Source organism: Cohnella sp. GCM10012308 (genome assembly GCF_042649185.1).
Lineage (GTDB): Bacteria > Bacillota > Bacilli > Paenibacillales > Paenibacillaceae > Cohnella.
The window spans coordinates 81608-90890 of record NZ_JBHRYU010000037.1 but is presented as its reverse complement, the minus strand read 5'-3'; the positions used below and the strand labels follow the sequence as shown (position 1 = coordinate 90890).

Annotated in this window: 6 protein-coding genes; 1 reads left to right on the top strand and 5 read right to left on the bottom strand. The window is 57.7% G+C overall.

What is annotated here, in order from left to right; translation table 11 throughout:
* Positions 1–419: 419 nt before the first annotated feature.
* The 5 genes from ACFOTD_RS29080 to ACFOTD_RS29060 form a co-directional block, all read right to left on the bottom strand.
* Complete coding sequence (locus tag ACFOTD_RS29080) at positions 420–2447, bottom strand: methyl-accepting chemotaxis protein (RefSeq protein ID WP_378123456.1); 2028 nt, start codon at positions 2445–2447, stop codon at positions 420–422.
* 73 nt (positions 2448–2520) lie between these two features.
* Complete coding sequence (locus tag ACFOTD_RS29075; protein ID WP_378123455.1) at positions 2521–4233, bottom strand: alpha-amylase family glycosyl hydrolase; 1713 nt, start codon at positions 4231–4233, stop codon at positions 2521–2523.
* Positions 4230–5066 carry a sugar ABC transporter permease gene (locus ACFOTD_RS29070; protein ID WP_378123454.1) on the bottom strand — a complete coding sequence of 279 codons (837 nt, stop codon included), beginning with the start codon at positions 5064–5066 and terminating at the stop codon, positions 4230–4232. Before ACFOTD_RS29070 ends, ACFOTD_RS29075 begins: the two co-directional genes overlap by 4 nt.
* Positions 5063–6373, bottom strand: coding sequence for a carbohydrate ABC transporter permease (locus tag ACFOTD_RS29065; RefSeq protein ID WP_378123453.1), 1311 nt, complete (start codon positions 6371–6373; stop codon positions 5063–5065). Before ACFOTD_RS29065 ends, ACFOTD_RS29070 begins: the two co-directional genes overlap by 4 nt.
* Before the next feature lie 88 nt (positions 6374–6461).
* A complete protein-coding gene (locus ACFOTD_RS29060; protein ID WP_378123452.1) occupies positions 6462–7802 on the bottom strand; it encodes a sugar ABC transporter substrate-binding protein in 1341 nt (446 codons plus the stop codon).
* 450 nt (positions 7803–8252) lie between these two features.
* Here ACFOTD_RS29060 and ACFOTD_RS29055 point away from each other — a divergent pair, with 450 nt between their 5' ends.
* Complete coding sequence (locus ACFOTD_RS29055; RefSeq protein ID WP_378123451.1) at positions 8253–9281, top strand: LacI family DNA-binding transcriptional regulator; 1029 nt, start codon at positions 8253–8255, stop codon at positions 9279–9281.
* Positions 9282–9283 lie beyond the last annotated feature (2 nt).

Here is a 9283-nt window from a genome sequence, read left to right as displayed (position 1 = left end):
GCCTCGAAGTCGGATGGCTTTGCCTTGCCCATAATCTGCTCAAAAAAGTCGCCATCGACCAAAAACGCAAACGGGACGAAGCAGGAAACTCCCCTGCTTCGTCCCGTTTGGCTATTTCGGCTTCATTCCAGCTTGTTGCTTCAACTTCAAAGGGCTTTTGGGACAGCCCCTTCGCGTTGCTAGGACGAGCAGCAGCCGGCGTATACGTCGCTTCCGTCGGAATAATGGTACCAGAGCACCTTAGTTCCGTTGCTGCACTTCTTCGTGTAATCGCACCAGCTGTACAAATAAGACATTACGACTCCTCCTTCCGGAATATGGCGGACCGCGGGTCCATGCTGCCCGCAAGCAGCTTTGGTAGCGGTCTCATTAATAAATTACCATATTAGTATTATTATGTATATAAAAAACTTAATCGATTAAGCCTTTTTTTGACCGAACACCTCCAACTGCGCAATCAGCTGTTCGGACAACGACTCCAGCTCGTCCGAGAGCGATACGAGGCTGGCGCTGACGCCCAGCTGGCCGGAGGTCATCCTTGCGACCGCCTCCGACGAGGCCGCGGATTGCTCCGAGACGGCGCTCACCGTGCCGATCGCCTCAACGAGCGCCCTCTGCGAGCCGTCCAGCTCGACAATGGACGCCGAGGATCGGGCCAGCTCCTCCGCAAATTCGCCCATCTCGCGTTTGACGCCGCCGAAAATATCGGCCGCTTCCTTGACGGCCGTTCCCTGCTCCTGCAGCACCGGGGACACCGCGCCAAGCTCGGCGACCGTCGCGTCGATCTCCTGCCGGATATCGCCGATAATGCGGGAGACGACCGCGATCGAATCCTTGGATTCGGCCGCCAGGCGGCGGATCTCGTCAGCGACGACGGCGAAGCTTCTGCCGTAAGCGCCTGCGCGCGAAGCTTCGATCGAGGCGTTCAACGACAGGATATTCGTCTGCTGCGACATCTCGTTAATGACCTTAAGCACGGTCTGAATCGAACCCGCGCGCTCCTTGAGCTTGCCGACGCGCGCAGCCAGCGAGCCGGACAGCCGCTCGGTCTCCTCGGTCCTGCCGATGAGCTCCGCCATATACGCGGTGCCGCGTCCGCTGATCCGTTGCACGCGCCCGGCCGACGATTCCAGGCGCGCGTTCGTATCGGTCGCGTTCCGAAGCTTGGCGCCGATCGTCTCGGTCTGACGGATGCCGCGCTCGGCCTCCGTCGCCAGACTGGACGCGCCATGCGCGATCTGCTCGGTCACCGAGGCGATATCTCCGGCCGTCGATGCCGTCTCCTGCGAGACCGCCTTCAGCTCCCTGGCGGATCTCACGAGACGCAGCGCCGACTCGTTCGTCCGGCCGACGAGCGCGCCGATCTGCTCCATCATCCGGTTAAAGTTGCCCGACAGCCGTCCGATTTCGTTGCCGCGCCTATAGTCCATGCGGACCGACAGATCGCCTTTTTCTCCGCGCTCCATCAGCGCGCACAACCGCTCCAGCGGGTTGCCCACCAGCCGTATAAGGAGGTAGCCGATAGCGATTGCGGCGACAGCGGCGACGGCGATCATCCATACGGTCAGGCTGAGGATCGTCTTGGAATCGCGCTCCAGCTCGCCAAGCGGCACCGAGCCAACCAGCTCCCAGGATGCCAGCCTGGACGGCTCTTGGAGTACCAGGCGGTCTCCGTCCCACGCGGGAGGCGCTTGCTCGATCAGCGAGGCGTCGGCGGCATAGACGACCTTGCCATCGTCCGCCATGACCCGCATCTCGCCGGTCTCGCCAATCTTGAAGTTGGCGAAGGCATCGTCCAACAGCTTGCTTTTCAGCTCGATCAGGAGAATGAATTCGGCATCCGGATGCTGCAGGTTTTTCATCAGACGGCCCAACGTAACCGAGGGTTCGGGAGAATAGTCGAACAAGCCTCTGCCCATCGTCGGCACGTACACGATCTCTCCCTTGGCTTCCGCCATTTTGTGCAGCCATGCCTTGCTGGCGTCGGAGATCTGGAGCGCGCTCGCGCCTGTCGAAGACAGCGCCCCCGTATTGTCCAGCGTCTTAGGCACGATGCGGATCGACATCATATTAGGCTCGGCGGACAGCATGCTGTTGAAGCGATCGACGATGCGATCCTGCGCCGCCTGCTTCTCTCCCAGAGGCGCATCCGTCCTCGAAAAGGCGACAAGATCCTGACGCAGCGAGGTGTCGACCATGAATTGCCGGCTGAGTCCCCCGTACATCGACAGCAGGAAGTCCAGCTTGTCCCTCGCCTGCTGCAGCGTCTGCTGCGACGAGAGCGACATCTTGTCCCGGATGATGCTTTTGGCCAGCTGATAGGAGCTGAGCCCCAGCGCCGTTACGATGACGACGATGCTCGCAAACACGATGCCAAGCATCTGGACGCCCAGCGACTTTCGCTTAACTCTCCATGCTTGTCCGAGCGAACGGGTGACGGCAGACATGCCCAGGTCTCCTTTTTTAATGGAATAGGGATAAAAAAAGAGCCGCTTCCTTGCGGAATGCGGCCTTTGGCGTTCACTGCAAAATCGCGGTGCCGTACGGCGGCAGCCGCAGCTTGCCGCCAGCGAGCGCGGTCGAGTCGCTGTCCGTGGCGAAGCGTATGCCGCTGATAGCGTTCGCGCCGCCGGCATTCAGATCGACGGTCCGCGCCTCGCCCGACAGATTGTGCACAACGAGCAGCGCCGATGACGCGCTCGCCCTTGCGAAGGCGAGTATGCCCTCCTCCTCGGCCTCGAACGGCGCGAAGCCTCCGTCTCCGAGCGCCGGCTCCTCGTTGCGCCAGCCGATCAGCAGCTTGTAGCGGCTTAGCAGCGAGTCCGGGTCGGCGAACTGCTCCTCCGCGGACGGCGTATCATCATTTTGAGTCGCGAGCTCCCACGACGTCTGGCCGCCGGAGCTGCGGTCTTTCGCCCAGATCATCGGCTCCCGTATGCGTTCGTCCGGCTTGGCGCCCTTCATCCCGATTTCTTCGCCGTAATAAAGGAAAGGGTTGCCCGGCAGCGTCAACAAGAGAGCCGCAGCCAGCTTGGCACGCTCGACATCGCCGCCCAGCTCGCTCATGACTCGGTTTTGGTCGTGATTGCCGAGAAACGGCGCGTCCACGAACCGGCCTCCGGACACTTTACTATAGTAGGCAAGCTGACGCGCCAGCACGGAGACCAACGAGGAGGCGTCTCCCGTCTTGACCGCGTCCAGCACAAGCTTCGCCGCCTCGAAGTTCAGCGCCGAATCCAATGCCTTGTCGAGGAAGGGGCCGACGACCGCGGTCGTGTCCCATACCTCACCGACGAGATACGGTTCGCGCCCGCTCTCCGAGACGCCTTGACGGAATTGCTGCCACCAGGCAACATTGTTCCGCGAGGTCGCGGGATCGGCGGACGACGATTGGAAGTCTTCATATACATGCTTGGCGGCATCCAGACGGTAGCCGTCGAGGCCCAGCCCAAGCCAGTATTGTCCGACGCGGATCAGCCCGGCGCGCACGTCCGGGTTGTCCAGGTTCAGGTCCGGCATCCCGTCCGAGAATATGCCGAGATAAGAGCCGCCGGACGGCCCGCGGTGCCACACGGCCTGTCCCCACGGACCGAGCGCGGATACGTCCGCCCCGTCCGAGGCCCACTTGTACCAATCTCGCTTGGCGCCCCGCTCGCCACCGGCGGAATCGGCGAACCAGGGATGCAGGCTGCTCGTATGGTTCAAGACCAGATCCATGATGACCTGAATGCCTCGATTGTGCGCCTCTGCGAGCAGCGTCCTCAGATCGTCAAGCGTCCCATAGTCGGGGTTGATGGCATAATAATCGGTGACATCATAACCGTGGTACGAGGGGGACGGATTGATCGGCATGAGCCAGATTCCTTTGATACCGAGCTGCTGCAGGTAATCCAGCTTGTCCGTGACGCCTTGCAGGTCACCGATGCCGTCGCCGTCGGAATCGCTGAATGAGCGCACGAAGATCTCGTAGAATACGCCGCTGCTCCGGCCCATCGCCGGCATATTCGCCTCGGCTCCGAGCCGGAGTGCCCCCGCGCCCGGAGCCGAGGAATCGGACGAGCCGGGCAACGCGGCAGACGCGGTCTCCGAAGCGGAAGCCGAAGAACCCGCGTCGCTAGCAGCGCGGCCCGGCGCATCAGCCCCTTCGCAGCCCGCGAGCCATAGCGTTCCCGCCACGCACAGCGACACGGCCAATGCCAGCGGACGACGCGCCCGATTCCGCGAATGCCTCATCCCTTGTCCGCGCCGGCCGTCAGCCCCTCGACCAGCAGCCGCTGGAATATAATGAAGATGACGACGACCGGGATGGATACGAGCACGGAACCGGCCGCGAACACGGTGAACTGCGTCGACGTCTGCGTGTTGACCATGTTGAACAGACCTACGGCGAGCGTCTGCTTGGCCTCCGTCCGAAGCACCGTTTGCGCGAAGATGAACTCGCTGAACGTGCCCGCGAACGACGTGACCGCCATATACACGACAAGCGGACGGGACAACGGCAGCAGAATACGGACGAATACGCCCCAGTTGCTTGCGCCGTCGATAATGGCGGCCTCTTCGAGACTTTTCGGAATCGTATCGAAGTAGCCCTTCACCAGCAGGTAGCCGACGGCCGCGCCGGCCGAAGACACCATGATAAGCGCCGTGTGCGTATTGAGCAGCTTCATGTTCAGGAGCAGCACGTATACCGCCGTTAAGCTGAGAAACGACGGGAACAGGCCGATGATGAACAAGCCGCTCATGATCGACTTGCGCGACTTGAACCGGAACCGCGAGAAAGCGTAGCCGGTCAAAAGCTGGAAGAACACGCTCAGCACCATCGTAATGATCGAAATCTTGAGCGAGTTCATATACCATCGGCCGAACTGAAATTGCTCGAACAGCTCTTTGTAATGCAAGACCGTCCATTTCTCGGGAATGAGCGTCTCGCTGAACAGCGAAGTGCCCGCCCGGAACGAGGACAGAACGATCCATAGCGCCGGGTAGATCGTAAAGACGGCGATTAGAATCAACAACACGTAGCTGACCGCCAGCCAAGCATTTTTTCTGAGACGATATCCGCTCATCGCAACAAATCATCCTCTCTGAACGACCGTGTGCGCCTGAAGCTGAACAGCGCGAAAATCGCGATGATGATAAACAAGAAAATGCTGACGACCGCCGCGAAGTTGTATCTTCCGTTCGTAATCGAAAGGCTGTACAGCCAAGTGATCAATATATCGGTATGTCCCGCGAACTGGTACTCGCTGTTCGTCGGGCCGCCTCCGGACAAGAGGAAGATCACGTTGAAGTTGTTGATATTGCCCGCGAATTGTCCGATAAGGATCGGCGACAGCGAGAACATGACGCTCGGGAACGTTATTTTCCGAAATTTATAAAACGCGGAGGCTCCATCGACTTCGGAGGCTTCGTACAGATCGCGGGGAATCGTCGTCAGGATGCCGATAATAAGGAGCATGGACAGCGGGAAGCCCAGCCACAGGTTGACGATCACGATCGTTGCCTTCGCCCAGAACGGATCGGACAGCCACTCCGGACCGACGATGCCGAACTTGAGCAGCGTCGAGTTGATCGGCCCGAATTGGGCGTTGAACAAGTTGCGCATGATCAGCAGCGACAGAAAGGCGGGAATCGCAAACGGAATCATGTAGATGGCTCGGAAAAGGGATTTGAAGCGGATGCCCTTCTGCTGCACGAGCAGCGCGACGGCGAAACCGCCGAAAAAAGTCGTGAACGTAGACAGCACCGCCCAGGTCATCGTCCAGGTGAACACGCCGAAAAACGTGTGCGCCCACTGGCTTAGGCTGAACAGTTCCTTGAAGGCGCGGAAGCCCTGCCAATCGACGAGCTTGCCCGGCGGCTCATGGGTGTTGTTATAGTTCGTGAATGCGATCATGACAGAAAAAATAATCGGCAGCACACTGAAAAAAAACACGAAGATCAGCGGGATCGTAATGATCAAATGCGCGAACTTTTTGTCGGGAATAAAGCGGAGCGTCTGCTTGAAGGTATTCAGCGTCTTGCCTTCTTCGCGCAGTTTGCCTCCGCGAAAAGCGTCGATTACGTTGAACACCAGCAAATAGGCGAACAGCGCGAAAATGAAGAGCATGATCAGCCCTTCAATCATCAAAAAGATCGAATGGTCGCCCTTGACGGGGGTGTAGATTTTGCCTACCAGCACAAGCTTCTGCTGCTTCTCTCCGAGCGTGGTGATTCCCCAAATCGCATGACTCCAATTGGTTACCGTAAAGTAGATCGCGAACGCGTAAAAAACGGCAAAAGCCGATCCTTTTACGAATTGTCGGTTGTAAAATTGGCCCAAGCCCATGAAAACAGCCGAGAGCGCTGCTGCCGTAATCCGATGCTGGCGCAAAGTCGGACTCTCCTCTCATTAGACAATCACCCGCAACGTATACGGGTGATTGTCGGTTAATCGATCCTCTTGCACGCGAATCTACGGATTATTTCGACTGCTCGATGAGCGTTTTCATGTCGGCGACGGCTTTGTCGAGCGTCGTCTTTACATCGGCGTTATTATCCCAGATTTGCGGATAAACGGTGCCCATCGCGGTCCAGAACGAAGCGGTCTCCGCGATCGAAGGCATCGCCTCCACGTTCTTGAACTGCTCGACGAAAGCGGCGATCAGCTCATTGTCCGCAAGCGCCGGATCTTGATCCAATCCGTTGCGGGCGGATACGACGCCGGACATCTGGTACATCTTGATGGCGGCCTCCTGCGAGGAGACGTAGTGCGCGAACAGCTTGGCCGCGTTCGGGTATTGCGAGAATTGGCTGACGAAGTACGCCTGCACGCCGGCAAACGGCTTGGGCGATTTGCCGTTCGGCATCGGAGGCAGCGGCACCGCGCCTACGTCAAAGCCGAGCTTCTCCTTCGTGAACGATCCGAGCTGCCAGATGCCGTCCATGTCGATGGCGAGCTTGCCTTTTTGGAACAGATCCGTCTTGACGTCCGGCGTCGCGTCGGCTACCTTGAACGGCATGACTTCCTTCATGCTTTTCATGAACGTCATGCCTTCGACGGCACCCTCGTTATTGAGCCCGATATCGCTCGGATCCGTACCGTTGCTGCCGAATACGTATCCGCCGTTTCCGCCAATGAACCCATAGTTGAAGTACGTGTCGTCCAGCTTCCACATGATCCCGAATTTTTTCTCGGCCGGGACGTTGTAGGACTTGGAGAACGCCTTGATCGCATCCCAAGAGGCGAGATCTTCCGGTTTGGCCAGGCTTTTATTGTAGAAGAGCAGATAGGTTTCAATATTGCGCGGGTATCCGTAGAGGATGCCGTCGGTCGTCGTAACCGCGTCGACCGCGGTCTTGGCAAAATTGGCCACGGTATCTTCGCCGTAAAAATCGTTCGGGAGAATGACGCCTGCCTGAACCGCGCGGTTCAATTGATCGTGCGCGAGCATGAACACGTCGGCGCCGACGCCCGCGGGACCGTCTTTTACAATCTTGTTGAGCGCGTCGCCGGAACCCACTTTTTGAAACTCGACTTTAATGCCGTATTTCGCTTCGAATTCTTTGCCCATCGTCTCCAGGAAATCCTTCTGCTCCTGCGCGGCCCATACGATGAGCTTGGCGCCGGCTTCAGGCTCGATGTCCGTCGCTTCGGGCGATGCGGACTCGGAGGCCGGCGCCGAGGCAGATGCGGACGGAGATGCGGAAGATGCCGTCGGCGAGGCGTTCTCCCCGTTATTTTTGTTGCCGCTGCATGCCGCAAGCGACATGGCCATCAGGGACAGGGCGGAGACCGTAACCAATACTTTGTTTAATTTCACTGCTTTTTCCCCTCTCTTCAGATCGAGTGCAAGCCCGGACAAATTGCGCAAACGTTTGTACATCTGGGCAAAAAAATGGCGGAACATTCACTTTCAACGATTCTCTAACCGTTTAAGTTGTCCCGCATTTCCTTGTCGTTCGTTTGGAAGCGCTTTATGTGCCGCACAAATAATATACAACATTTTCCCTGTATGTAAAAACGATTGCGCATGCCAAAAATAGATTGCGGTTCAATGCATACTTCCGTTTTCTCATTAAATCTCTTTATTTCTCACTTATTCTAAAATCTTATTTCTTTTTAATTACATTTATAAAAGCAGAAGCGCAGAAATAGTACCGGTTTCCCTATTTGTCTTTTTTCCAGTCCAAGGTACCGTTTACAACAGCGGAGCGTTCATGTAACATAGAATTATTCATTAGTTCAAACGCTTGCATAAGTGGAGGTCGCCATGACAGTCACGATTAAGGACGTCGCCAGAAAGGCGGGCGTATCCCCGTCAACCGTCTCCCGCGTGCTCTCCAATCATCCGCGCATCAGCAAGGAAACATCGCAGAAGGTGAAGGAGATCGTCGAGGAGCTCGGCTATCATTCGAATATTATGGCCCGCGGGCTCATCAGCAATAAGACGTACACGCTAGGCATGGTGCTGCCGCGTCCGGCAGAGGAGCTGTTCCAGAATCACTTTTTTTCGGAGAGCATCCGCGGCATCACGACGCAGGCTTCCCGCCAAGGCTACGACGTGCTGATGACCGCAGGCAGCTCGGAGCAAGACGAGGTGGAAGCCGTCACGCGTCTGGTCAAGGGGCGGCGCGTCGACGGCATCATTTTGCTGCAATCCCGCAAGAACGACCCTATTATTTCTTTTTTGCAAAAGGAAGCGTTCCCTTTCATTCTGATCGGTCACTACGGGAATGAGGATATCCTGTGCGTGGACAACGACAATGAGCAGGCTTCCTACGACGCTACTCTCCATCTCATCTCGCAAGGTCATGAGCGGATCGGCTTCGTCAGCGGACCGACCAATCTGACCGTATCCGAGGACCGTCTCAAGGGCTACAAAAAGGCGCTGTCCGAGCATGGCCTGCGGATGGAGCCCGATTGGATCGTGGAAGGCGAATTCCTCCAGGAGAGCGGCTACCGGGCGATGGCCTTCTTCATGAATCTCCCTGAACGGCCCACAGCCTTGGTCGTCATCGACGATATCGTCACCTTTGGCGTCCTGCGGGGACTTACCGAGCTCGGCTACAAGGTTCCGGACGACCTGAGCCTGGTCAGTTTCAACAATATCGCGCTTTCCGAGCTGTCGTCGCCTCCGCTCTCCAGCGTCGACATCGGCATTTATCAGCTCGGCTATATGGCCTCGCAGCTGCTCATCCGCCATATCGACGAAGACAAGCCCCAGCAGCTGCGCACGATCGTGCCGCACAAGCTGATTGTCCGCGAATCTTCCGTTAATCTCAGACGCAATTGGAGTTGAAC

Excerpts from the sequence above, each read along its gene's own strand:
- ACFOTD_RS29080 (WP_378123456.1), bottom strand. The coding sequence starts at position 2,447 with ATGTCTGCCGTCACCCGTTCGCTCGGACAAGCATGGAGAGTTAAGCGA.
- ACFOTD_RS29075 (WP_378123455.1), bottom strand. The coding sequence starts at position 4,233 with ATGAGGCATTCGCGGAATCGGGCGCGTCGTCCGCTGGCATTGGCCGTG.
- ACFOTD_RS29070 (WP_378123454.1), bottom strand. The coding sequence starts at position 5,066 with ATGAGCGGATATCGTCTCAGAAAAAATGCTTGGCTGGCGGTCAGCTAC.
- ACFOTD_RS29055 (WP_378123451.1), top strand. The coding sequence starts at position 8,253 with ATGACAGTCACGATTAAGGACGTCGCCAGAAAGGCGGGCGTATCCCCG.